18 protein-coding genes and 1 tRNA gene are annotated in these 24835 nt (G+C 64.5%); 9 read left to right on the top strand and 10 right to left on the bottom strand.

Going from position 1 to position 24835, the window contains the following annotated elements:
- Nucleotides 1–22: 22 nt before the first annotated feature.
- On the bottom strand, nucleotides 23–1441 hold the full coding sequence (locus K0P03_RS17530) for an FAD-binding oxidoreductase (RefSeq protein ID WP_272790217.1): 1419 nt from the start codon (nucleotides 1439–1441) through the stop codon (nucleotides 23–25).
- An 11-nt stretch (nucleotides 1442–1452) separates the two neighbouring features.
- Nucleotides 1453–2850, bottom strand: coding sequence for a 2-oxoadipate dioxygenase/decarboxylase HglS (gene hglS / locus K0P03_RS17525; RefSeq protein WP_272790216.1), 1398 nt, complete (start codon nucleotides 2848–2850; stop codon nucleotides 1453–1455).
- Nucleotides 2851–3018: 168 nt separating this feature from the next.
- Here hglS and K0P03_RS17520 point away from each other — a divergent pair, with 168 nt between their 5' ends.
- From K0P03_RS17520 to K0P03_RS17510, 3 genes are all read left to right on the top strand, one after another.
- Nucleotides 3019–3915, top strand: a complete 897-nt coding sequence (locus tag K0P03_RS17520; RefSeq protein WP_024271269.1) for a LysR substrate-binding domain-containing protein — start codon at nucleotides 3019–3021, stop codon at nucleotides 3913–3915.
- Between the two features lie 122 nt (nucleotides 3916–4037).
- Nucleotides 4038–5321 (top strand): NAD(P)/FAD-dependent oxidoreductase, encoded by a 1284-nt coding sequence (locus K0P03_RS17515; protein ID WP_272790215.1) that lies wholly within the window; start codon nucleotides 4038–4040, stop codon nucleotides 5319–5321.
- A gap of 116 nt (nucleotides 5322–5437) precedes the next feature.
- Nucleotides 5438–5614, top strand: coding sequence for a hypothetical protein (locus K0P03_RS17510; RefSeq protein WP_024270203.1), 177 nt, complete (start codon nucleotides 5438–5440; stop codon nucleotides 5612–5614).
- A 69-nt stretch (nucleotides 5615–5683) separates the two neighbouring features.
- Here K0P03_RS17510 and K0P03_RS17505 read toward each other — a convergent pair whose 3' ends face one another.
- Nucleotides 5684–6847 (bottom strand): CobW family GTP-binding protein, encoded by a 1164-nt coding sequence (locus K0P03_RS17505; protein ID WP_272790214.1) that lies wholly within the window; start codon nucleotides 6845–6847, stop codon nucleotides 5684–5686.
- A gap of 52 nt (nucleotides 6848–6899) precedes the next feature.
- Nucleotides 6900–8015, bottom strand: coding sequence for a D-alanyl-D-alanine carboxypeptidase family protein (locus K0P03_RS17500; protein ID WP_023516992.1), 1116 nt, complete (start codon nucleotides 8013–8015; stop codon nucleotides 6900–6902).
- Nucleotides 8016–8146: 131 nt separating this feature from the next.
- On the opposite strand from K0P03_RS17500, the gene K0P03_RS17495 reads away from it, so the two are divergent.
- Both K0P03_RS17495 and K0P03_RS17490 read left to right on the top strand, forming a co-directional pair.
- The gene (locus K0P03_RS17495; protein WP_272790213.1) at nucleotides 8147–9307 is read left to right on the top strand and encodes a M20 aminoacylase family protein; all 1161 of its coding nucleotides are present in this window, start codon (nucleotides 8147–8149) and stop codon (nucleotides 9305–9307) included.
- Nucleotides 9308–9353: 46 nt separating this feature from the next.
- Nucleotides 9354–9430, top strand: a tRNA-Arg gene (locus tag K0P03_RS17490).
- A gap of 443 nt (nucleotides 9431–9873) precedes the next feature.
- Here K0P03_RS17490 and K0P03_RS17485 read toward each other — a convergent pair.
- Together K0P03_RS17485 and K0P03_RS17480 are read right to left on the bottom strand one after the other, a co-directional pair.
- On the bottom strand, nucleotides 9874–10254 hold the full coding sequence (locus tag K0P03_RS17485) for a hypothetical protein (protein WP_023512680.1): 381 nt from the start codon (nucleotides 10252–10254) through the stop codon (nucleotides 9874–9876).
- 29 nt (nucleotides 10255–10283) lie between these two features.
- Nucleotides 10284–11000: an META domain-containing protein gene (locus tag K0P03_RS17480; protein ID WP_156334140.1), complete on the bottom strand. Its 717-nt coding sequence runs from the start codon at nucleotides 10998–11000 to the stop codon at nucleotides 10284–10286.
- 190 nt (nucleotides 11001–11190) lie between these two features.
- Between K0P03_RS17480 and dxr the strand changes: the two genes are divergently transcribed.
- The gene (dxr, locus tag K0P03_RS17475; RefSeq protein ID WP_272790212.1) at nucleotides 11191–12366 is read left to right on the top strand and encodes a 1-deoxy-D-xylulose-5-phosphate reductoisomerase; all 1176 of its coding nucleotides are present in this window, start codon (nucleotides 11191–11193) and stop codon (nucleotides 12364–12366) included.
- Between the two features lie 20 nt (nucleotides 12367–12386).
- Here dxr and hemA read toward each other — a convergent pair whose 3' ends face one another.
- The 4 genes from hemA to K0P03_RS17455 form a co-directional block, all read right to left on the bottom strand.
- Nucleotides 12387–13601, bottom strand: coding sequence for a 5-aminolevulinate synthase (gene hemA, locus K0P03_RS17470; protein ID WP_023512683.1), 1215 nt, complete (start codon nucleotides 13599–13601; stop codon nucleotides 12387–12389).
- Nucleotides 13602–13843: 242 nt separating this feature from the next.
- Nucleotides 13844–14641 carry an FAD binding domain-containing protein gene (locus K0P03_RS17465; RefSeq protein WP_272790211.1) on the bottom strand — a complete coding sequence of 266 codons (798 nt, stop codon included), beginning with the start codon at nucleotides 14639–14641 and terminating at the stop codon, nucleotides 13844–13846.
- An 11-nt stretch (nucleotides 14642–14652) separates the two neighbouring features.
- Nucleotides 14653–17004, bottom strand: coding sequence for a xanthine dehydrogenase family protein molybdopterin-binding subunit (locus K0P03_RS17460; RefSeq protein WP_130517116.1), 2352 nt, complete (start codon nucleotides 17002–17004; stop codon nucleotides 14653–14655).
- Nucleotides 17005–17112: 108 nt separating this feature from the next.
- A complete protein-coding gene (locus K0P03_RS17455) occupies nucleotides 17113–17604 on the bottom strand; it encodes a (2Fe-2S)-binding protein (RefSeq protein WP_024271108.1) in 492 nt (163 codons plus the stop codon).
- A gap of 464 nt (nucleotides 17605–18068) precedes the next feature.
- On the opposite strand from K0P03_RS17455, the gene K0P03_RS17450 reads away from it, so the two are divergent.
- The 3 genes from K0P03_RS17450 (at nucleotide 18069) to K0P03_RS17440 (ending at nucleotide 24798) form a co-directional block, all read left to right on the top strand.
- On the top strand, nucleotides 18069–18332 hold the full coding sequence (locus K0P03_RS17450; RefSeq protein WP_024271109.1) for a YMGG-like glycine zipper-containing protein: 264 nt from the start codon (nucleotides 18069–18071) through the stop codon (nucleotides 18330–18332).
- 266 nt (nucleotides 18333–18598) lie between these two features.
- The gene (locus K0P03_RS17445) at nucleotides 18599–20524 is read left to right on the top strand and encodes an autotransporter assembly complex protein TamA (RefSeq protein ID WP_050746080.1); all 1926 of its coding nucleotides are present in this window, start codon (nucleotides 18599–18601) and stop codon (nucleotides 20522–20524) included.
- Between the two features lie 104 nt (nucleotides 20525–20628).
- A complete protein-coding gene (locus K0P03_RS17440; protein ID WP_272790210.1) occupies nucleotides 20629–24798 on the top strand; it encodes a translocation/assembly module TamB domain-containing protein in 4170 nt (1389 codons plus the stop codon).
- The last annotated feature ends 37 nt before the right edge of the window (nucleotides 24799–24835 follow it).

Below are 24835 nucleotides of genomic sequence, written 5' to 3'. Positions count from 1 at the left end.
GGGGTGTCTCCCTGTCGGTTTCTTAAAAGGTGATCGCGCCGAGCGGGCCCGGCGAGGTGATGGTCTTCAGTCCGGCCGCGAGCTTGCGGAGCTTTTCCGGGGTGTATCTGTCATAAAAAACCTGGTTCTTGCGGCCGATGGCGTGTTCCGCGCTGAAGCTGCCACCGAATTGCTCGACGGCGACGGTGAAGACCCATTCGCGCAGATCCGCTTCGAAATCGGGATCGGCGAGCCGAGGATCATCCTTCGCGACGACCAGATTGAAGTGCACACCGCCGTCGCCGATATGGCCGAAGTCGCAGATCGTGACGTCCTCGAAATGGTCAGGCATGTCCGCCTTCATATGGGCGAGGAAGGGCATGATGTCACCCCGGCGGAAGGACAGATCGAAGGCGATCAATCGTCCACGATGCTTCACGCCTTCGGACAGTGCATGGCGCAGCGCCCAGATCTCGTGCGGCGGGCCGACGAATGCGTCGGCGAGCGGCGCATCCTCGCGCTCCCAAATCGCGGCCAGCACCTCCTCCAGCACCGCATCAAGCGGCTGCTCGCCCTCGCGCGGCGGGCTTGAACGGGAGATCTCCGCAAGGATGACGAAGTCGGGCACCACGCCACCCTGGAAAGGGTTGCGCAGCGACGGCACATGGTCGAGCGCGGCGGCGACCGCGTTGCCGGACATGCCTTCGAAAGCCGAGAGGTAGCTGCCGAGCGCGTCTTCCATGGCGACGAGCAGCGTTGCCACCTGCTCTGCCGAGGCGGGCACGAGCAGGGCGGTGGCAGACTGTTTCGGTGCCGGTTCGAGGTTCAGCACGCATTCGGTGACGATGCCGAAAGCGCCCGACGTACCGATGAAAAGCTGCTTCCAGTCGACACCGGTATTGTTCTTGCGCAGATCCGAAGACAGGTCGAGCACGGTGCCGGCCTCGTCGGCGAGCACCACCGTGAGGCCGAGAACGTTGCGGCGCACGTCGCCGTAGCGCAGGAAGCGCGAACCGCCGGTGTTCGTCGCGATCATGCCGCCAAGACGCGGGTCGGCGCCGAGGTCGATCGGAAAGAACAGGCCGCTCTCTTCGAGCCGGCCGTTGAGGTCGGAAAGGCGCAGACCCGCTCCGGCCGTGACGGAACGGTTTATCCGGTCGAGCTCGAAGGGCGCGTTCAGGCGGTCGAGGCTGAGCACACCCTGAAGGCCGCTACCGTCAGGCGTCGAGCCGGAGACGAGACCGGTATTGCCGGATTGCGGCACGAGGGCGATGGCGTTCTTCACGCAGTAGGAGACGACAGCAGAGGCCTCTGCCGTCGTGGCCGGACGCGCGACGAAAGCGGCGCGGCCCTTGTCATAGCGCGCGCCGGTCTCGTAGGCAGCCATGTCGGCTTCCTCGGTGAGAAGGCCCTTCTCGCCGGTGATGCCTTTCAGTACTTCGATATGGCGTGCCTCGATCATGCGTTCTTCCGTCACTCCGCAGCGGCAGCCATGTTGACGATGCCGAGGCACATTTCAAGCGACGCGCGCTGGATGGCGGCATAGTGCGCGAATTCGTCGAGCACGGCGGCGCCGAGATCGCGCTCGAACATCACCTGGTTCGGGCTTGCGACGAAGTCCTGGGTCGCGTCGTCGCCGAGGTTCGACTGGAAGATGCCTGCGGCACTGACCGGCAGGAAGTCCTCGTAGACGATCGGATCGAAGCGGATGAGGCCGGCTTCGATCGCCGTTTCGAGATCGGCGTTGCGGCCGGTGACGGCCTTGCCCTTCTGTGTCAGGGAGTAGGTGAAGTAGCCGAGGCCTGCCTTGCGGATGCCGTCCCAATCATCGGGAAAGGTCTTGAAGACGTCGGAGAGAGCGGCTTCGTATTCGTCAGCGTTAGAGCCGTCAGCGGCAGGACGCACGCGGGCGCGCGTCTCGGTCAGCAGCCTGTCATAGAGCGCGCGGCCCTTCGGCGTCAGCGCCACGCCGCGCTGCTCGATCTCGCCGAAGCGGGCCGTGTGGGAGCCTTCCTGCCAGGTGCCGTCGGCGCCGATGAAGGAGACGGCCTCTTCCAGGGCCTTGAACGAGGTCTGGCGCAGGAGGATCGGGCAGGTTCGGGTCGGCGGACCTTCGACGACGGCCTTAGGGGCGATGCCCTCTTCCGGCATGCGGGCCTGCACCTTGTCGATGTCGAGCGTGCGCGGCGTCAGGTGGTTGATGTGCGGACCCTTGAAGGAGACGACGTCGGCGATCAGACGATGCGCATCGTGCAGGCGCTTGTACATACCGGTGCTGACGATGGCCTGATCGTGCCAGCGGAAGGTTTCCAGCAGTTCGGTGACGAAGCGGGCGGCATCGGCCGCATCGAGGCCGCCGTCGCGTTCGGCCTTCTCGATGAACCTGACGGCTTCGTCGGTAAAGATCTTTCGCGCGGCGAGCACGTCGGCCGCTTCCTCGCGCAGTGTCTCGTCGGCGATGAGATCGAGGCGCAGCAGCGAGGTGAAGACGCGGAAGGGATTGCGGTTGAGGCTTTCCTCGCCGACCGGGCGGAAGGCGGTGGAATGCACCGGCACGCCCGCGGTGGAGAGATCGTAGTAGCCCACCGGATACATGCCCATGACGGCAAAGGCGCGGCGCATCATGGAAAGCTCTTCCGGCGTGCCGAGGCGGATGGCGCCGTGGCGTTCCTCGGAGATGCGCTCCAGCGTGTCCGTCGCCTCGAGACGCTCCTTGAGGACGGGGTCGGCGGCGAGCGTCTCGGCGTTCACATCGGCCACCAGCGCCATCAGCGTGCCATAGGCCGGAACCTCGGTGCGATACATGGCGGACATGGCGGTGGAGAAGTCCGCGCGGATCGTGTCGGCGGAAACGTGCGAATTTGCTTTCATGGCGAGTGATCTCATCTCGGTGTTGCGCAATTCCAGGAAAACCGCTTCACACTTTTCGTGGAATTGCTTTAGAAGGGTGGGAGGCCCTGATCATTCTCAAAACGGATCATACCGGATCGTTTCTTCCCGCGATTGCGACCGTTCTGACTATGTTGATGCGAGGAAAGAATGAAGCTCAGTCGAAGGCTGATTCCTGACGTCACCACGCTGCAAGCGTTCGAATGTGCTGCCCGTCATGGCAGCTTCACGCAGGCGGCCCATGAGCTGAACCTCACCCAGAGTGCCGTCAGCCGCCAGATCAAGGACCTCGAGGAACAGCTCGGCGTGCTGCTCTTCGAGCGTGTGCGCCAGCGCGTGGTGCTCTCCGACGACGGCCGCCGTTTCCTGCCGGAAGTACGCAAGCTGCTGCATCAGACGGAAGAGACCATGCTGCGCGCCATGGCGTCGGCCTCTTCCGAGCACAGCCTTTCCATCGCGACGCTGCCGACGTTCGGAAGCCGCTGGCTGACGCCGCGCATTCCGGGTTTTCTTGCGGAAAATCCGGGCACGATCGTCAACATCGCCTCGCGCTCGGCGCCATTCGATTTCGACGAGGAGAATTTCGATCTTGCGATCCACTACGGCCAGCCGGTCTGGGCGCGGGCGGCCTGCTCCTATCTGTGCAGCGAGGTCATCCTGCCCGCGGCGAGCCCGGAACTGGTAAAATCCTGGAACCTTGCTGAGCCGAAGGACCTGGAAAGAGCACCGCTCCTGCATCTTGCGACGCGGCCGAAGCTCTGGGCACAATGGTTCGAGCTGAACGGTGGCTCGGCGGATACGGCCTATCGCGGCCACCGCTTCGACCAGTTCTCCATGGTCATCGAGACGGCCGTCGCCGGGCTCGGCTTCGCGCTCCTGCCGTATTATCTGATCGAGCAGGAGCTGGCGAACGGCCGGCTTGCCGTCGTTTTCGACCGGCCGATGGAGACGGAGAACAGCTATTATCTCGTCGTGCCGGAGGGAAAGCTTGAAAACCCGCTGAGTCAGGCATTTCGCGCCTGGATCTCCAAGCAGGTCCCGGCGTAGGATTTCCGCGACCGATCATGCGGCGGGGGCATGACCCCGTTCTCATTTTTTGCTTTAGTCGTCGTGCCGCATGGCCGATTGTGCGGCGAGAAATCCTCCTCCTCCGGAAAAGACTGACGCCCATGCTCAACGATCCGCGCTCCCATGGCCTTTGGGAGATGACCGCTCCGCCCGCCCCCGAAACCGTTGCCTTTTCCGGCAACGCGGAGGCGGATGTCGTCATCGTCGGCGGCGGGTATACCGGCTTTTCGGCGGCGCTGCATCTGGCCGAGCGCGGCACGCGGGTCATCCTGCTTGAAGGCGCGGAGATCGGCTATGGCGGGTCGGGCCGCAATGTCGGCCTCGTCAATGCGGGCATGTGGGTCATGCCGGACGAGTTGCCGGGCGTGCTCGGCGACGTGCACGGCGGCCGGTTGCTGGAACTTCTCGGCAATGCGCCCCGTGCGGTGTTCGATCTCGTCGAAAAGCATGCCATCGACTGCGAGATCAATCCGGCGGGCACGCTGCATTGCGCCGTCGGAAAGGCGGGTCTCGACGAATTGAAGCAGCGCGCAGAGCAGTGGGCCCGTCGCGGCGCCCCGGTGCGCCTGCTGGATGCCGCCGAGACGGCGGCGAAGGTGGGCACCGAGGCTTATGCCGGCTCGCTTCTCGACATGCGCGCCGGCACGATCCAGCCGCTGGCCTATGCGCGCGGCCTTGCCCGTGCGGCGATTGCAGCGGGTGCCCAGGTCTTCACGGCAAGCCCGGTGACGGGCGCAGAGCGAACCGGAAAACGTTGGACGGTGAGGACCGCGCGCGGCTCCGTCACGGCGGACTGGGTGGTGGTTGCGACCAACGCCTATACGGTCGCGCCCTGGACCGAGGTGCGCACCGAGCTCGTGCATCTGCCCTACTTCAACTTCGCCACCGTTCCGCTTTCGCCCGAGATGCAGGCAAGGATCCTGCCGGAGCGCCAGGGCGCCTGGGACACGAAGGAAGTGCTCTCCTCCTTCCGCTTCGACAAGCGTGGCCGACTGGTGTTCGGCAGTGTCGGGGCGCTGCGCGGCGCGGGCACAGGCATCCACAAGGCCTGGGCGCGGCGCGCGCTGAAAAAGCTCTTTCCCGCTATCGGCGACGTCGCTTTCGAGGCGGAATGGTACGGCAAGATCGGCATGACCACGGACAACCTGCCGCGCTTCCACCGCCTTGCCGACAACGTCATCGGCTTTTCCGGCTACAACGGCCGCGGCATCGCGCCGGGCACTGTCTTCGGCCGCACGCTGGCGGAGCTCGTTTCCGGCGAGATCGCCGAACGGGACCTGCCGTTGCCGGTAAGCGAACCCGAAGCGCAGTCCTTCCGCTCGATGCGCGAGGGCTATTACGAACTCGGCGCGCAGATCGCCCATTTCGCCGGCGCCCGCTTCTGATTTCAGAGGAGAGAGCCCGCCTGTTTCCTGCGGAACAGCGGGCGGCGGGGCGATGTGCGACCTTCTGATCACCGGATGAGAGAGGCTCATCCTTACCAGAGATCAGGAGAGACCCCATGCGCAAGATCATCGTTTCCGCCACCGTTGCCCTCGTCGCCGCCGTCTCCTTCGCGGCGCCCTCGCAGGCCGGCTACTACAGCTACGGCTACGAGCCCTATTGCTTCATCAAGAAGGTGAAGTCCTACGACTACTACGGCAACGTCGTCATCAAGAAGATCAAGGTCTGCAAGTAAACATCGCCCAGACTGACCTCCCCAAAGACCCGGATGTCCCCTGCATCCGGTTCTTTTGCCGTGCTGCGGTCAGAGGCGCAGGCCCGGAATGGCGAGCGGGTTGTCGGAAAGCGCGGCGCGGTCCGGCCGGTCGATCCTGGGAGTGCCGGTAAACGCATCGAAGAGGTCGCGCACGAAGGCTTCCGGCAGGTCCTTGGTGATGAGCACCAGTCGTGTGCGGCGGTCCGCCGGGTCGGGCCAGGCGGAAAGGCGCTCCGGCGGATGAAAGACGCTCTGTACACCCTGCAGCACCAGCGGCCGCTCCGGCGTGTTCGACATCAGCACGATGCCCTTCATGCGCAGGAGCTTTTCTCCGTGCGCGGAGCGCAGCAGGTCGATGAACATTTCCAGCGCCATCGGATCGACCGGGCGGTCGTGCACGATGCTGAAGGAGCGGATCGTCGCGTCGTGGCGGGTCACGTCATGGGCGTGCTGGTGGTCGTGGTGGTGATGCCCGTGATCATGCCCATGGTGATGGTGCTCATGATCGTGGTGGTGCCCATGATCATGGTGGTCGTGTGTTTCCTCTTGCAGCCAGCGGCGGACGTCAGGAATCTTGCTGCCGGGATCGTAAAGTCCATTGGCGAGGAGGGCGGGGCCGACGAGACCAGGCGTGTCGATATCCACGATGCTTGCCCGTGGATTGAGTGCGGCAATCTCCCGCTTCACCGCCTCTACCGTTGCGGCATCTGAAAGCGAGATCTTGCTGATCAGCACGCGGTCGGCGACGGCGATCTGCTTGACGGCTTCCGGATGGTTGGCGAGCGTCGACAGGCCGTTGACGGCATCGACCACTGTTATCACGCCGTCGAGGCTGAAGGACTGGCTGATCACGGGATTGCCCATGACGGATTGCAGCACCGGTGCTGGATCGGCAAGGCCGGTGGTCTCGATCACCACACGCTTCAGCGGCTGGATCTTGCCCGTCTGCATGCGATCTATCAGGTCGGCGAGCGTATCGACCAGTTCGCCGCGGATGGTGCAGCACAGGCACCCGTCGGAAAGCTCGATGACGCCGTCGCTCGACTGTTCGACGAGCAGATGGTCGATGCCGACCTCGCCGAATTCGTTGATGATGACGGCCGTGTCCGTGAGTGTCGGATCCTTCAGCAGGCGGTTGAGCAGGGTCGTCTTGCCCGCGCCCAGAAATCCGGTCAACACGGAAACCGGCACGCGCCGCTCAGCAAGGGTCATGGTCTTTCCAATCAAATGGGGCCAATCAAACGGGCCAGTCAAAAGGGGCCGTTCAGAAGGTCGTGGGACGCGGAATCGGGATCGGCACATTGGCAAGGCCGCCGGTATCGCCGACGGCGACCTGCTCGTTGCCGGCAGGCTTCGCCGTGTCGCCGCCCATGAGGCCGGCAAAGACCAGCTTCAGCGGCCGGTTGAGCTCATGGATGTAGGGTGACACGAGCTTCTGGCGTCCGGCCTCGTCACGGCCTTCGCTGCGCACCTTGGCTGCGTGCTTCGAGCAGATTTCCTGCGACACGTCGGTGACGATGTCGCGAGTCTCGCCATAGGGGCGAAGCTGGCCGAGCGTCGGTACATTGCCCGCCCGCATCGTCAGGCCCTTTTCCAGCATGCCGGCGGAAATGTCCGCCCGTGCGCCGAGGCTGTCGGAGCCGAGCACGACGGAGACGACGCTGCGGCCGTTGCGGGTGGCCGAAGACACCTGGTTGAAGCCGGAGGCGCAGATGAAGCCGGTCTTCATGCCGTCAGCGCCGTCAAACCGGCCGATCAGCATGTTGAAATTCGGATACTGCTTCTTGCCGGTAGTGAAGCCTTCCAGCGCGAAATAAGGGGCGTATTGCGGGAATTCTCGCTTCAGCGTTACCGCAAGGACCGCAAGGTCGCGTGCCGTCGTGTACTGGCCCTTGCCGGGCAGGCCGTTGGGATTGATGAAGCGCGAGGAGCTCATGCCGATGCGGGCCGCCTCTGCGTTCATGCGGTCGACGAAGGCCTGCTCGGAGCCGGAGATCGTCTCGCCGATGGCGACGGAAACGTCGTTGGCCGACTTGACGAGGATGATCTTCAGCGCGCTGTCGAGCGTCATCTTCTGACCGGGCTTGAAGTACATCTTGCTCGGCGGCTCGGCGGCGGCATGCTTGCTCATGACGACCGGGCTTTCCAGCGTCAGCTCGCCGGCCTTGACGGCGCGGAACACGGTATAGGCCGTCATCAGCTTGGTCAGCGAGGCCGGATACCAACGCTGGAAGGCATCCTCATGCTCGATGACCTTCAGCGTGTTGACATCCACCAGGATGCGCGGGGCGGCGCTTGCCGCGTTCGCCAGAAGGGAGGCTGCGAGCAGCAGGCAGGAGCCCAATAGCCATGCGCTCCGGCGCGTCGTTCGTCCGTTCATCTGCAAGGGTCTCACCTCGAAATCGGGAGTTGTCTCGAACCGTCGCCCTATTTAACCTATATGGCACCGTGATGGCAAAGCCATCGAATGCAGTTGGCCGCTTTCGCGGCCGAAATGACAGGAAGTGTTGCATGCCCATCCTCAACCGCGCCGCAGAGATGCAGGATGAAATCGCCGAATGGCGCAGGCACATCCACCGGGAGCCGGAAATCCTCTTCGCGGTGGAGAAGACCGCCGCCTTCGTCGCTGAAAAGCTGCGTGAATTCGGCGTCGACGAAATCGTGACCGGCATCGGCCGCACCGGCGTCGTCGGCCTTATCCGCGGCAAGGCTGCGGGGCGCACCATCGGCCTTCGTGCCGACATGGATGCCCTGCCCATCGAGGAGACGAGCGGAAAGCCCTGGGCCTCGACCGTCAGGGGCAAGATGCATGCCTGCGGCCATGACGGGCACACGGCCATGCTGCTCGGCGCGGCGAAGTATCTCGCCGAGACGCGCAGTTTCTCCGGCAATGTCGCGGTCATCTTCCAGCCGGCCGAAGAGGGTGGCGGCGGCGGCAACGAGATGGTCAAGGACGGCATGATGGAGCGTTTCGGCATTGCCGAAGTCTACGGCATGCACAATCTGCCCGGCATGCCGGTCGGCTCCTTCGGCACGCGCCCCGGCCCGATCATGGCAGCGACCGACGAGTTCAACATCACGGTGAAGGGTCGCGGCGGCCATGCCGCCCTGCCGCACAAGACGGTCGATCCGATTGTCATCGGTGCGCAGGTGGTTTCCGCGCTGCAGGCCATCGTCTCGCGTGTCGCCGATCCGATAGCCTCCCTCGTCGTCTCTGTTACCAAGTTCAACGCCGGTTTCGCCCACAACGTCATCCCGGAGACGGCGCAGCTTGCCGGTACGGTGCGCACCCTGAGCGCCGAGATGCGCCACGAGGCCGAAGCCCGGATCCGCCAGATCTGCAGCGGCCTTGCCGCCGCGCATGGTGCCGAGATCACGGTCGGCTACCACCGCAACTACCCCGTCACGGCCAATCATCCCGACGAGACCGACCATGCCGTTGCCGTCGCGCGCGAAATCGCCGGCGAGGCTGCGGTCGATCCCGCGCTGGACCCGATGATGGGCGGCGAGGATTTTTCCTACATGCTGCTCGCCCGCCCCGGTGCCTTCGTCTTCCTCGGCAACGGCGACAGCGCGGGCCTGCATCACCCTGCCTACGATTTCAACGACGACGCGATACCCCATGGTGTGAGCTATTGGGTCAAGCTTGCCGAAAGCCGCCTCGCCGCCTGAAAATCGCTTGGCTAAAAGCCCCGGCTTTTGTATGGGTTCAGTCAGTGGTCCCGTAGCTCAGCAGGATAGAGCACCAGATTCCTAATCTGGGGGTCCCGCGTTCGAATCGCGGCGGGATCACCATTGCCTTGATGCTCCTGCCGTCACTTCCGACAAGTATCCGGATACTGCTCTCCGCACGCGGACCTGCATGCAAATCCGGACATGGTCGCTGGCGGCATCGAATGAGAATTTCGACGCTCCACTCGACGATTACGATCAAAAATTGCAGCTTGGAGTAGGGGTTTCCGGGAGGAGATATGAAGAACCGGCAGAACGAGAAGGCTAAGCTGACCGCGCGCTATCTCAATGGCATTGCCATCGCGGTTGCTTTGGCGGGGCCTTGACGCCCACCCTGGCAGGGATTCAGGAAAATCCGGGTCCGATAAACTGGACGACCGCTGGTATCGTGGCGATCTGCACGGTCGTTTCGGTGTCGTTCCACGCAATGGCGCGTCGGGCGTTGAGTTACCTGCTGGACTAGGTCTGGCCCAGGCATTGCGGGCCATCGCCCCGATTGGGAGGGATCAGACGTCCTCTTTCTCGCGCTCCGGCGTGACGACGCGTGGCTTGGGGCGAATGGAGGGGATGGCGGAGGGTTTGGTGACGACCTTCGGCTGCGGGGCTTTCAGGCCGAGCATGCTGCGGATCCGGTCGCTGACCAGGGGGCGGAAGCGGGTGGCGCGGAAGGGCATGTCGTCGGCCCCGTAGCCTTCCGGGCCGTCGTCCTTGCCGCGGTAGAGTTCGACCAGCTTGATGCCGTAGAAATCGCCATCGACATAGTGGCGGTAGTGGCCGGTCCAGCGGACCGTATAGACCTGCCCTTTGCGGATGCCCTGGTCGATCGAGACATTCTTGAAGCGGTCGTTGATGCAGACGACCTTCTGGCCGACACGGAACGTGGGCATGCGATGGTCCCCTCCAGTGACCGGCCGGATCAGCCGGTCTTGCGGCAGTTGACGCCTGGTGCGTTCTCGCCCTTGGTCAGGTCGTAGAGCGTCGCCTCGTCGCCCTTCGTCCACCATTCATACTGGCCGCCGGCATATTTGGCGCCGGAGGCGGACAGGACGTTGGCGGCGATGACCGTCTCTTCGGCGATTTTCAATACGGCAAGCGAATTCGTACCGGCATTGATATATTCGACGACGACGCGCTGCTCGGCGTCGCACTGGTAGTTGATCGTCTCGCGCGCCACGCTCTGTTCGGGTCCCGGCAGGCGGATGACGATGTCGGTGTTGTTCTTGAGGCCGGCAAGGCGGATCGCCGGGGCGCCTTCCTTGCCCGTCAGGTGCAGGATGCCGTTTTCGAGCTTCCACGAGGTGACGGTGCCGAGCGCGTCGAAGAATTTCTGTTCCTGGTCCATGATGGCCGGCGCGCACATTTTGCGCGTCGCGGCGGCGGGGGCAAAGGCGATGTTGCCGTTCTGCACCTTCAGCTTGCCACGATAGGTGTTGCAGCCGCCATTGCCGCCATAGGAGCCGTCCGGCTTGATCTCCAGCGTCGTCTGCAGGTCGTCGATGACACCATTGCCGCCGATATCCTCGGCAAGCCAGGTGCCGCCGAGACCACCCGGGACCGGCTCGTCGGCATAGGCCGGAGCTGCCGCCATGAAGGCGAGGCAGGCGAGGGTCCATACTCTCAGGCGTCGGTACACAGATTTCTCCAATCGCGTCAGGGCGGAAGACCGCTTTGCCGGGACGTTATGGCCGTCCGGGTGAAAAGGTCAAGCCGCGGGTTTGCGAAGACTGGCGCAGCCTTCGCTTTACAGCATTTCCATGACTTGTTGCAGGCGTCTTTCGCCTGTAGAGCCTTTTGTCGATAACAAGAAAATCGCGGACTTCACCATGGCTCCCGACGCGCGGCAAAAGCGCCGTATCACCATTCTCGGCTCGACAGGCTCCATCGGCACCAGCACGCTCGACGTGGTGCGCCAGCTCGGCGGGCAGGATCGCTACGAGGTGCTGGCGCTGACCGGCAACGGCAATGTCGACCTCCTCGCGGCGCAGGCGAAGGACTGCGGGGCGAAGATGGCGGTGACGGCGGACGAAAGCCGCTACAGTGCGTTGAAGGAAGCCCTTGCCGGCAGCGGTATCGAGGCGGCGGCGGGGCGAGCGGCGCTGCTGGAGGCAGCCTCCGGCGAGGCCGACTGGGTGATGGCGGCGATCGTCGGCACGGCAGGCCTTGCGCCGACGCTGGCTGCAGCAAGGAAGGGTGCGGACATCGCGCTTGCCAACAAGGAGTGCCTCGTGTCGGCGGGCGACCTCTTCGTCCGGGCCGTCGCCGAGGGCGGCGGGCGGCTGATCCCCGTCGACAGCGAACACAGCGCGATCTTCCAGGCGCTGGAGGACGACCAGCGTCATGCGGTCGAGCGGATCGTCCTGACGGCCTCCGGCGGACCGTTCCGCACCTGGAGCCGGGCGCAGATGGCCGATGTCACCGCCGATATCGCCCGCGCCCACCCCAACTGGTCGATGGGGCTGAAAATCTCGATCGGCAGCGCCTCCATGTTCAACAAGGCGCTGGAGATGATCGAGGCGAAGCACCTCTTCGACGTCAGACCGGAGCAGATCGAGGTGGTGGTGCATCCGCAGTCGATCATCCATTCGATGGTCGGTTATGTCGATGGATCGGTGCTGGCGCAGCTTGGCGCGCCGGACATGCGCACGGCGATCGGCTACGCGTTGACCTATCCCGAGCGTTCGCCGCTCAATGTCGACCGGCTGGATTTCGCAAAGCTGTCGCGGCTCGATTTCGAGGCGCCGGATGAAGAGCGCTTTCCGGCGCTGCGGCTGGCCCGCACGGCGCTGACGCGTGGCGGCCTGCAGGGTGCGGTGATGAATGCGGCCGAGGAGGTGGCGTTCCACGCCTTTGTCGGCGGGCGCATCGGCTTCCTTGCCATGGCCGATATTGCCGAGGCGGTGATGGACAGGCTCATCCATCTGCCGCCGGCCGCGTCCATGGACGATGTCTTTGCCGCGGACGAAGAAGCCCGGCGGGTGGCCGCCGGGCTCATCGGATAGTCCTGGCTTACGCCGCGCTGTCAGGCGACGGCGCGGGCGAGCGCACAGCGCGACCAGAGCGAATGCAGGGCGCTTACAAGATGCTCGATATCGGCATCCGTGTGCAGCGGGGTCGGCGTGATGCGCAGGCGCTCGGTCTTCTTCGGCACCGTCGGGTAGTTGATCGGCTGGACATAGATGCCGAAATTGTCGAGCAGCAGGTCCGAAATCCACTTGCACTTGGCCGCGTCGCCCACCATGACCGGCACGATATGGCTCGGATTGGGCATGTGCGGGATGCCGTTGCGGTCGAGCAGGCTGCGCAGCTTGCGCACGCGCTCCTGGTGGGCAAAGCGCTCGACTTGGCTTTCCTTGAGATGGCGGATGGCAGCAGCCGCGCCGGCGGCGATCGTCGGCGGCAGCGAGGTCGTGAAGATGAAGCCGGAGGCGAAGGAGCGCACAAAGTCGCAGAGCGCCGCCGAGCCGGCGATGTAGCCGCCCATGACGCCGAAGGCCTTGCCGAGCGTGCCCTCGATGAGAGTGAGGCGGTGCATGAGGCCGTCGCGTTCGGCAATGCCGCCGCCGCGCGGGCCGTACATGCCGACGGCGTGCACTTCGTCGAGATAGGTCATCGCGCCATATTTGTCGGCGAGGTCGCAGATCTCCCTGATGGGGGCGATATCGCCATCCATGGAGTAGACCGATTCAAAGGCGATCAGCTTCGGCGCCTTCGGGTCGGCGGCGGCAAGCTTGGCTTCGAGATCCTTGAGGTCGTTGTGCTTCCAGATCACCCGCTCGCATTTCGAGTGGCGGATGCCTTCGATCATCGAGGCGTGGTTTCCGGCATCGGAAAAACAGATGATGCCGGGGATCTTGGAACAGAGCGTGCCGAGCGCGGCCCAGTTGGACACATAGCCCGAGGTGAAGAGAAGCGCCGATTCCTTGCCATGCAGGTCGGCGAGCTCGCGTTCGAGGAGGACGTGGTAGTGGTTGGTGCCGGAGATGTTGCGGGTGCCGCCGGCACCGGCGCCACAGTGATCGATGGCGAGCTTCATCGCCTCGGTCACCTTGGGGTGCTGGCCCATGCCGAGATAGTCGTTCGAGCACCAGACCGTGACGTCCTGCGGGCCGTTCGCCGTATGGCGGGTCGCTTTCGGGAAGTTGCCCTTCTGGCGTTCCAGGTCGGCGAAAACGCGGTAGCGGCCTTCCTGATGCAGGCCGTCCAGCTCGTTCTTGAAGTAGGTCTCGAAGTCCATCCAGAGTCTCCTGTCCGGCGGGAACCCGGACATCATCGTCGTTGGCGGTCGTTCAATCGGCTATATCAGGCGCCCGTTTCCCGCAACGGTATGTGCTGCGGCAAATCGGCGCCACCTTTGAACCATTCCAATGTATCATAAGCCCCCAAAGGCCATTTCCTGTTGATGCATGTCAAGTCTGCATGAAAAAAGGACGGCCTCAACCGTCCTTTTAATCGAACAGTTTCACGTTTTTCGAGGGGTCAGGCGGCGGCGACGGCGCGCTTGGCCATGACCTTCACGAGATTAGCGCGGTATTCCGCGCTGCCGTGGATGTCTGCGAGCAGGTCGCCGGCATCGACGGTCATGCTTGCTGCGGCATCGGGCGACCAGTTGGCGGACAGCGCCGCTTCCAGCCCGGCATGGCGGAAGACGCCGTTGGAGCCGGCACCCGTCACCGCCACCCGCACGCCGCCATCCCCCGCCTTCGCCACGAAAACGCCGGCCATGGCGTAGCGCGAGGCCGGGTTGGGAAATTTGGAATAGGCGGCTCTTGCCGGTGCGTCGAAGGTCACGGCCACGACGATCTCACCGTCTTCCAGTGCGGTCTCGAAGAGGCCGGTGAAGAAGTCGTCGGCGGGGATCTCCCTGGCATTGGTGACGATCGTCGCACCCAGCGCCAGCATGGCGGAGGGATAATCGGCGGCGGGGTCGTTGTTGGCGATGGAACCGCCGATCGTGCCCATATGCCGCACATGCGGGTCGCCGATATGGGAGGCGAGCTGGCAGATCGCCGGGCAGACGGCTTTCAACTCCGCCGAGGTCGAGACCTCGTAGTGCGTCGTGCCGGCGCCGATCCTCACCCGGCCGCCGTTGACGGAAATCCCCTTGAGGTCGGCTATGTGACGCAGATCGACGAGGTCGGACGGTGCCGCCAGCCGCTGCTTCATGGTGGGGATGAGCGTCATGCCGCCGGAGACGTACTTCGCCTCGTCGGAGGACGACTGCAGCTTGACGGCCTCGGCGACCGAGGAGGCGCGATGGTAATTCGTGGCGTACATGGCTTCCTCCGTCAGTTGCCGGCTGCCAGCGCCGCTGCCCAGACCTTCTGGGGCGTTGCCGGCATGGTGAGGTCGTTGTTGCCGATAGCGTCGGTGATGGCGTTCATCAGCGCCGGCGGCGAGCCGATGGCGCCGGCCTCGCCGCAGCCTTTGATGCCGAGCGGATTGTTCGGGCAGGGCGTCACCTGGTGGGAGACCTGGAAAGAGGGCAGATCGTCGGCGCGTGGCATGGTGTAGTCCATGTAGCTCGCCGTCAGCAGCTGGCCCGTCTCCGGATCGTAATGCACGCCTTCGAGCAGGGCCTGGCCGATGCCCTGGGCGATGCCGCCATGCACCTGGCCCTCGACGATCATCGGATTGATGATGTTGCCGAAATCGTCGGCGGCAACGAACTGGATGATCCTGGTCTTGCCGGTTTCCGGATCGACCTCGACCTCCGCGATGTAGCAGCCGGCGGGGAAGGTGAAGTTGGACGGATCGTAGAAGGCGCCTTCCTTCAGGCCCGGCTCCATGCCGGAGGGCAGGTTGTGCGCGGTGTACGCGGCAAGGGCCATCTGGAACCACGGCACCGATTTGTCCGTGCCGGCGACCTTCAGCGCGCCGTTCTCGATGACGATGTCGCTCTCGTCAGCCTCCATCAGGTGGGCGGCGATCTTCTTGGCCTTGGCCTCCACCTTGTCGAGCGCCTTGACGACGGCGGACATGCCGACGGCGCCGGAGCGCGAGCCGTAGGTGCCCATGCCCATCTGCACCTTGTCGGTGTCGCCGTGCACGATGGAGACGCTGTCGATCGGCACACCGAAGCGCTCGGCGACGAGCTGGGCGAAGGTCGTCTCATGGCCCTGGCCGTGGCTGTGCGAACCGGTCAGCACCTCGATCGTGCCGACGGCGTTGACGCGCACCTCGGCCGATTCCCAGAGGCCGACGCCGGCCCCGAGCGAACCGACCGCCGCCGACGGGGCGATGCCGCAGGCCTCGATGTAGCAGCTCATGCCGATGCCGCGCTTCATGCCACGGCTTGCGGCCTCCGCCTTGCGGGCCGGAAAGCCGTTCCAGTCGGCAGCCGCCATGGCGGCCTCGAGCGAGGCTTCGTAGTCGCCGGCATCGTAGTTCATGATGACGGGCGTCTGGTGGGGGAAGGAGCGGATGAAGTTGATGCGGCGAAGCTCTGCCGGCGAAACGCCGAGTTCGCGCGCTGCTGTCTCCATGGTGCGCTCGAGCAGGTAGGTGGCTTCCGGTCGTCCGGCGCCGCGATAGGCGTCGACGGCGACCGTGTTGGTATAGACCGCGCGCACATTGGCGTGGATCGCCGGGAAATCATACTGTCCGGAGAGCAGGGTTGCGTAGAGATAGGTCGGCACGGCCGAGGAGAAGAGCGACATGTAGGCGCCGAAATTGGCGATGGTATCGACCTTCAGCGCCGTGACGCGGTTGTTCGCATCGAAGGCCATCTTGACGGTCGAGACGTGATCGCGGCCATGCGCATCCGTCAGGAAGGCCTCGGTGCGGTCGCTCGTCCATTTTACCGGCACGCCCGAGCGCTTCGAGGCCCACAGACAGACGATCTCTTCCGGATAGATGTAGATCTTCGAGCCGAAACCGCCGCCGACGTCGGGCGCGATGACGCGCAGCTTGTTTTCCGGCGCCACATTGTAGAAGGCGCTCATGACGAGACGCGCGACATGCGGGTTCTGGCTCGTCGTGTAGCAGGTGTAGTGGTCCTCGGCCGAATCGTAGATGCCGAGCGCGGCGCGCGGCTCCATCGGGTTCGGGGCAAGCCGGTTGTTGACGATCTTCATCTCCGTGACATGGGCGGCCGCGGCGATGGCCGCGTCGGTGGCGGCGCTGTCGCCGATCTCCCAGTCATAGATGAGGTTGCCGGGGGCTTCCGGATGGAGCTGCGGCTGGCCGGCTTCCAGCGCCTTTACCGCATCGGTGACGGCCGGCAGCACCTCGTAGTCGACCACCACGGCCTCGGCCGCATCGCGTGCCTCGCCCACACTGTCGGCGACAACGACGGCGACGGCATCGCCGACATAGCGCACCGTCTCGTGCGCGATCGGCCGCCAGGCGCCCATCTTCATCGGCGAACCGTCCTTGGAATGGATCATCCAGCCGCAGATCAGGTTGCCGATGCCGTCGTCGAGCATCTGCTTGCCGTTAAGCACGGCGATGACGCCGGGCATGTCCGCCGCCGCTGCCGTATCGATGCTCTTGATCTTCGCGTGTGCATGCGGCGAGCGCACGAAGGCCGCATAACGCATGCCCGGCACGGACATGTCGTCCGTGTAGCGGCCCTGGCCCATGAGAAACCGCTTGTCTTCCTTTCGCGCGACGCGCGCGCCGATGCCTTCGACACCCATCTTCATCTCCTCCAGAGAAATGAGGCAGCAGGTGTTGGCCAAGGGGCGTTCGGGCTTTCACCGTCGCACAATTGGCCGCCCTGCTGGCTTCTGCCTATTGCGTAACGCCTACTGCGCTGCCTGCTGGCCTGCCGCGCCCATTTCCTCGGCGGCGGCCAGGATGGCCTTGACGATGTTGTGGTAGCCGGTGCATCGACAGATATTGCCTTCGAGGTTGTCGCGCACCGTCTGTTCGTCGAGTTTCGCGCCGTAGCGGTTGATCATATCGACCGCGGTCATCACCATGCCGGGCGTGCAGAAACCGCATTGCAGGCCATGGTTGGCCTTGAAGGCGGCCTGGACGGGGTGCAGCTCGCCATTGGCCGCAAGGCCTTCAATGGTAAGGATCTCGGCGCCGGCGGCCTGGGCCGCGAGGATCGAACAGCTCTTCACCGCCTTGCCGTCCATATGCACGACACAGGCCCCGCACTGGGAGGTATCGCAGCCGACATGGGTTCCGGTAAGACTGAGCTGGTCGCGGATGAAATGGACAAGCAGCGTGCGGTCCTCGCACTCGCGGCTCACCTTTCGGCCATTGACGGTCATTGCCACTTTCGCCATGCGTTCCTCCCTGGCGGTTCATTGTCCGCTGGAACGATCGATCCGACGTCACATGCAGCTGGCGTCCTCGCGACGCGGGCCTGGGATCAAACGACACCAGCATTGTCTCTTCGCGTGCACTGCATTCGTAGCGGGATGCCGCCTGGCTGTTCCTCCAACCGCCGGTGCGACATCAACAATCATATCATTTGACGTTTTGCGGCGGCGATCAACCGGTACTTTCAGGCAATTGCGAAATTTCTCGTGACCGGTCGAAGTGTCGGGACCAATCAAACGAAACGGAAACGCTATTTATTCGCGCGCCAAAAAAATACTTCAACGCCATGGACTTCCCGATTTCCGGGTATATTTTCGATCTCGGACAAACCTCACCGTTGAAGACGGCCGCGGTATGTTGCCTGAGTAGAAGGGGATAGGGCGGACCCGGCAAACGCGGCCGCCGCTCAACTTTGGAGAACATCTTCATGAAGAAAGTCATTGCGCTCGTTCTGGTCGGTCTGGCCGTGGCCGGCTGCACGCAGACGGAAAAGGGTGCGGGTATCGGCGCCGTCTCCGGCGCGATCATCGGCGGTGCCATTACGGGCGACGTTCGCGGTGCAGCCGTCGGCGCGGCCATCGGTGGCGTTTCGGGTGCCGTCATCGGGTCCGTCGCAGAGCAGCCGGGCCAGTGCTACTACCGTGACCGCTACGGTCGTCGCTATATCGACCGTTGCCCGTCAGGTTACTAAGGCCTAGACTTGCAACCTATGCGAAGCCCCGGAGTGTCTCCGGGGCTTTTGCTTTGACGAGTGTGGCGTAAAATCACCGCTCCAGTGCTTCAAATCTTGTTTCCATCCGTGTAAAACCGCCGTTAACATTACGGAAAACCTAACGCGTTAGGGTCTTTTCCTGCCTGAAAGCTCCGTATGAGACGGGGCGCCTGAAGTTTGTGACGGAAGCTGTCGGTTTGCCGCGCGCACCGCACCTGAAGGAGAAAGGCGACGGATAGCTGCGGATGCGGGATAAAGTGAACCGGCCGGAAAAGAGTTTTGCGTTTCTGAGAGCTGGCACCGCGCTTGCGGTTGCGGCCTCCCTGCTGTGCGGCCCCTTGTCTGCCGGGCCAGCCTCTGCCTTCGAAATTTTCGGCATGAAATTCTTCGAGGACGACGAAGAGGCTGCCACCGCCGTCATCGATCCCGTGAACTACACGCTGACGCTCGATCCCGGAACGGATGATGACGACCTCAAGGACGCGATCGAGAACACCGCGCGCCTGAAACAGGACGAGGGCAAGCCGGTGTCCGGCGATCTCGGCCTTGTCATCAAGGCCCGCGACGACCGCGACCGCATCCTCGCGGCGCTTTATGAGAAGGCGCGTTATGGCGGCGTTGTGAATGTGACGGTTGCCGGCCAGGATCTCGATTCCCTGCCGCCCAACCCCGAATTCAACCACAGCGGCGCCATTCCGGTGACAATCACCGTCCAGCCCGGCCCGGCCTTCACCTTTGGTGACGTCGCCTTTGCCGGCGACGCAGAGGGGCGCAATCCGGCCGACTATGGACTGGTGCCCGGTGCGCGGGCCGATTCCACCCTCATCCTGAAAGCAGGCGAGAAGGTCGTCGTCGACCTGAAGGCCGAAGGCCGGCCGCTTGCCAGGCTCGTCGAACGCAATGCGACGGCGGACCACAAGACGCAGACCGTCGATGTCGTGATCTCGGCCGAAGGCGGACCGGTCGCGCCCGTCGGCGAAGTCGGCGTTTCCGGCACCAAGACGGTCGATCCGGCCTTTGTGCAGCGTTATTCGCGCATCAATGCCGGCCAGCCCTATTCGCCGGAAGCGCTCAACAAGGCGGCGGAGCGGCTGCGCACGCTCGGCGTCTTCTCCAGCGTGACGATCCGCGAGGCCGACAAGCTGGCGCCGGACGGTTCGTTGCCGATGACGATCGAGGTCTCCGAAGGCAAGCACCGCTATTTCGGTGTCGGTGCGCAATATTCGAATACGGACGGCCTCGGCCTGCAGGGCTATTGGGGGCACCGCAATCTTTTCGGGGAGGCCGAATCCCTGCGCCTGGAAGGATCGGTCAACCGCATCGGCGAGTCGGATATCAGCAATCTCGACTATTCGGCCGGCATCCTCTTCTCCAAGCCCGGCGCTTTCGGGCCGGCCTCGACCTTCAATGCCAGCCTCAAGGCCTCGATCGTCGATCCCGACGCCTACAAGGCGTTTACCACCACGGCGGCGGCCGGTGTCACCATCGAGCTTTCCGACAGGGACACGGTCAGCGCGGGCGGCGAGGTGATGTGGAGCGATGTCGAGGACGCCTTCGGCAACAACAACTATCTCACCGTCGCCATCCCGATCGAATATGTACGCGACACGCGCGACGACAAGCTGAATCCGACGGAAGGCTATCGCGCGATGATCAACGCGAAGCCCAGCTACGAGATCGATCGGGGCACCTTCTTCTCCAGCTTCGAAGGCGCGATCACCGGCTACCAGGCATTCGGCGAGGAAAAGCGCTTCGTTTTGGCCGGGAAGCTCGCTGCCGGCACGATCATCGGTGGCGACGAGCTGTCCGATATTCCGGCGACGCGGCGCTTCTTCCTTGGCGGCGGCGGCACGGTGCGTGGTTACGGCTATCAGGAGATCTCGCCGCGTGACGGCCGCAACAAGCTGCTCGGCGGCCGTTCCTATGTCGCGGCCACGGCCGAGGCGCGCATCGGTGTCACCGAGACGATCGGCGTCGTGCCCTTCATCGATGTCGGCACGGTTTCGACAGACGAAGTGCCCGACTTCAAGGATATCAGGGCTGGCGCCGGTATCGGCCTTCGCTATGCGACGCCGTTCGGCCCGCTGCGTCTCGACGTCGCGGTGCCGCTGAAGAAATATCCCGGTGGAACGTCCTTCGGGGTCTATGCCGGTATCGGCCAGTCCTTCTGACTGTCGCCCCAATTTTCGTCTAGACTCTTGATTGCTCGCGCGATTCGGATTCAAGACGTTGTGGAGCGAACCCGGCGCTCCCCCGCACGTGAAATGGATGACGCATGAACAGGCTGTCCCGAATTCTCCGCGCCACGCTCCGTTTTATCGGCTATGGCCTTGCCGTTCTTGTGGTTCTTCTTGCCGGTCTCGTCGGTTTCATCGGTTTTACCGATGCGGGTGCGCGTTTTGCCGTGTCGCAGGCGGAGAAGATCGCCGCTGCGAGCGGTCAGGTGATCTCGATCAGCGAACCCTCCGGCCTTCTCACCGGCAAGCTCCGCGCCGGCTCGATCGCGCTTGGCGATGCCAGGGGCACCTATGCGGAGATCCGCGACCTCGCGGTCGACTGGTCGCCGCTCCAGCTTCTCTTCTTCAGCTTCGAAGCCGAACGTGTCTCCACCTCTTCCGTCTCGCTCCTGCGTCTGCCCGAGCCGAAGGCGGATGCGGAGCCTTCCGACACGCCGTTCACCCTGCCCGTGGAAGTACATGTCGGCGCGCTTGACGTGCCGGAACTCTTCGTGTCGGGCACGGTCGCCGGCCGGGACCAGCGTATCGTCGTCTCCGGCAGCGGTGATGCGACGGCCGAAAGCGTCGCGGTCAAGCTCTCCGCTTCGGAAAAGGCGCGGCCGGATGCACGCGTCGCCGCCGATATCGTCTTCAACCCTGCCGACAACGAGCTTCGTCTTGAGGCCGATGTCGCCGAGCCGAAGGGCGGGCTGCTCGCGGCGCTGCTCAAGCTGCCGAACGACCCTGCCGTCACGATCCGCCTGACGGGCGACGGTCCGCTTTCCGAATGGACGGGCCGGCTGTCTGCTGCGCTCGACGGCGCGGAAATGCTGCGGGTCGACGGACGCCACGACCTTGCGACGAACGGCCTGCACACGATCGCCCTCAGTGGCGGCGGCACTTTCGACGCGCTGATGCCGCCGCAGCTTCGCCCGCTCTTTGCCGGCGAAACGGGCATCGACGTCGTCGCCGCCTTCGACGGTTCGGACATGTTGCGCATTGAGAAGGGCTCGATCTCGACGGGCGCCATGACCCTTGCCGCCTCGGGTACGGTCAGCGCCAAGGGGGCCAACGACCTCGACGTCAAGTTTTCGGGCAAGGACGGGCCGGTCGATTTCCGTTGGCCGCTCGCCGAGGGCGATGCGCGCGTGCTGATCGAAGGTGCCGATCTGTCGCTGACGGGCGAGGCGACCGCGGCAGCGCTCGAAGCCAATGCGACGGTCGTTTCGGCCGAGCTGCCGGCCGGGCGGGTGGAGAACATCCGCCTGACGGCAAAAAGCGAAGCGTTCAATGTGGCGAGCCAGTCCGGCCGCATCGATGCCGTGCTCGAAACTGGCATGACGGCCTTTGCCAGTGCTGATGTCGACCGTACGGTGAAGGGGCCGGCGAAGCTGGTGGCGACGCTCACCGTCTCGCCTGACGAGATCGCCTTCGATCCCGCCACGCTCGAAAGCGCCAGCATCGGCGGTACCCTGTCGGGTCGCTATGGGTTGAAGAGCCGTGAGGCCGATGTCAATTTCCGTCTCTTCGCGCTGCCGGCCGTGCTGCCGCCGGCGCTGGCCGGCAAATTCGACACGACGATTGCGATGGAGGGACGGGTCCAGCTGGCGGGCGATGGTGCCGTTCAGGTTTCCGGGCTTCAGGTCAAGTCCGGTACGCTGGAGACGGCGGGCACGATCTCGCTCGGCAACGGTGCGCTCGATGCCGCTTTGACCGGCAAGGTACTTAACCTTGGCAAGCTGCTCGCCGATGCGGCGGGCGAAGCGGCCTTCGAGCTTTCCGCCACCGGTCCCGTTGCGGGGCTCGATGTGTCCGCCAAGGTCACGTCGAGCGGGGCAACCCTCTCCGGCCGCACGCTCAGCGATCTCGTGGTCACGCTGACCGGCAAGGCCGTTGCCGACAGCCCGTCCGGCGAATTGACGGCGACCGGTGCGCTTGATGGCCAGCCGATCAACGTGCGCTCCAGCATCACCTCCGAAGGCGGTCGCATTGCCGTGCCGGTGCTGGAAGCGGAAATCGGTCCCAACACGCTGAAGGGCTCGCTCGCGCTGGCGGACAACTTCATGCCGGACGGCACGATCCGCTTTGATTTTCCTGATCTTGGCTTGCTTGCCGCCATGGCTGGCCAGAAGGCGGCGGGCGATCTCTCCGGGCAGGTGGAAATCGCGACCGGCAATGGCCGGACGTCGGCGACCATCCAGGCCTCCGGTTCCGCCATCCGCCGCGATGATCTCAGCATCACCAAACCGGCGGTCGATCTCACCATCGCCGACCTCGCCACCGCGGCGATTACTGGCACGGTGCGCGCCGAGCGGGTGGCCTCGGGTGAGAACCGGCTCGAAGCGCTGAAGCTCGGTTTTTCGCGCGAAGGGCAGGCGACCAATTTCGATCTGACCGGCCGCCTCGACGGTGCGCCGCTTCTGACGAAGGGCAAGGTCATCCAGCGCGACGGTGGGCTGGATGTCGCCCTGCAGGCCTTCGAGGCCGCACCGCGGCGCATTGCCTTGAAACTGGCCAAGCCGACGACGATCGGCGTCACCAACGGCGTCGCCTCGCTCGACGGGCTGACGATCCAGGCCGGCCGCGGCTCCATTGCGGTCACGGGCCGCGCGGGTGAAGCGCTCGATCTGTCCGTTCGCCTCTCCGCGCTGCCGGCTGCGCTGGTCAACAATTTTGCCGACGGCCTTGGTGCGGAAGGCACGATCGGCGGCATGGTTACGGTTAAGGGACGCGCGGCGGCGCCCGTCGTCAACTACGCGCTGGACTGGGGCGGGGCGGTAACGAGCCAGACCCGCGGCGCGGGCATCGGCGCGCTCACCATCACCGCCAAGGGGGAATTCGCCAACAACCAGGTCCGGCTCGATACGGTGCTTTCGGGCGGTGGCGGTTTGTCCTTCCGCGGCGGCGGTACGGTCGGCATCGGCGGGGCGACGCCGCTCGGGCTCAAGTTCAACGGCACGGTGCCGTTCGGCCTGCTGCAGGGTCAGCTGTCCGCCCAGGGCTTTGTCCTGACCGGCAATGCCAATGTCGATCTCTCCATCGGCGGCACGGCGGCCGCACCCTCGATTACCGGCAGCATCACGGCCGGCGGCGCGCGGCTTGTCGATGTGCGCCGCAACCTCGCGGTGGAGAACCTGACGGTCCGCGTTACGATGGACGGGCGGCAGGCAGTGATCGAGACGGTCTCCGGCAAGCTTGCCAGCGGTGGCCAGCTGTCAGCCAGCGGGCGCGTCGGCATCGACCCGGCGAGCGGTTTTCCGGTCGACGTCGCCGTCAAGCTCGGCGACATCACCTATGTCGACGGCACGCTGGTGACGGCGAATGTCGCAGGTGACCTGACGCTGAAGGGACCCGTGGCGGGGCTTTCGCTCGGCGGCAAGGTGCGCATCAACAAGGCGAACATCACCATTCCCCAAAAGCTGCCGGCCTCGCTCTCCGAAATCGACATCAAGCACCGCAATGCGCCGGCCGACGTCAAGCGCATGACGGCGGACGTGCAGCGCGACCAGGGCAGCAGCGGCGCTTCGCGCGGCATCGCGCTCGACCTTACCATCGAGGCGCCGGGCCAGCTCTTCGTGCGCGGCCGCGGCATCAATGCGGAACTTGGCGGCAGCCTGAAGATCACGGGTACGTCCGCCTCGCCGGTCGTTTCCGGCGGTTTCGAATTGGAGCGTGGACGCATGGAGATCCTGACGCGCCGTCTCGATTTCACCAGTGCCCATATCGGTTTTGCCGGCGGCCTTGTGCCGACGGTCAATCTGGTGGCCGGCAGCACGGCCGGCTCGACGGAAATCACGGTGACGGTGGCGGGCCTTGCCAACAACCCGACCGTTACCTTCGCCTCTTCGCCTTCGCTGCCGCAGGACGAAATCCTGGCGCAGCTGATCTTCAACCGCTCCATGTCGAACCTCTCGGCGGTGCAGATCGCCCAGCTTGCCTCCGCCGCCAGCCAGCTTGCCGGCGGCAGTTCGACCGGTCTGCTTGACAGCCTGCGCAGCAAGCTCGGCGTCGACGATCTCGACATCACGACGGATGCGGAAGGCCGGGCGGCGGTCTCGGCGGGGAAGTATCTCAACGAGCGGACCTATATCGAGTTGAAGCAGGACCCGGAGACGAACGGCGCCAAGGCGGTCATCAACCTCGATGTCGGCCGTGGCCTGAAGCTACGCGGCGAGGCGGGCAGTGGCGGCAGCGCAGGCGCGGGTATCTTCTACGAGAAGGAATATTGAGGGCATTGCCGAGGCTGACGGGCGCTCCCGCCTGGAT

Origin of the sequence: Shinella sp. HY16 (assembly GCF_028534175.1) — a bacterium.
In the GTDB taxonomy this organism is placed as follows: Bacteria; Pseudomonadota; Alphaproteobacteria; order Rhizobiales; family Rhizobiaceae; genus Shinella.
This window is presented reverse-complemented; position numbering and strand designations above follow the sequence as displayed.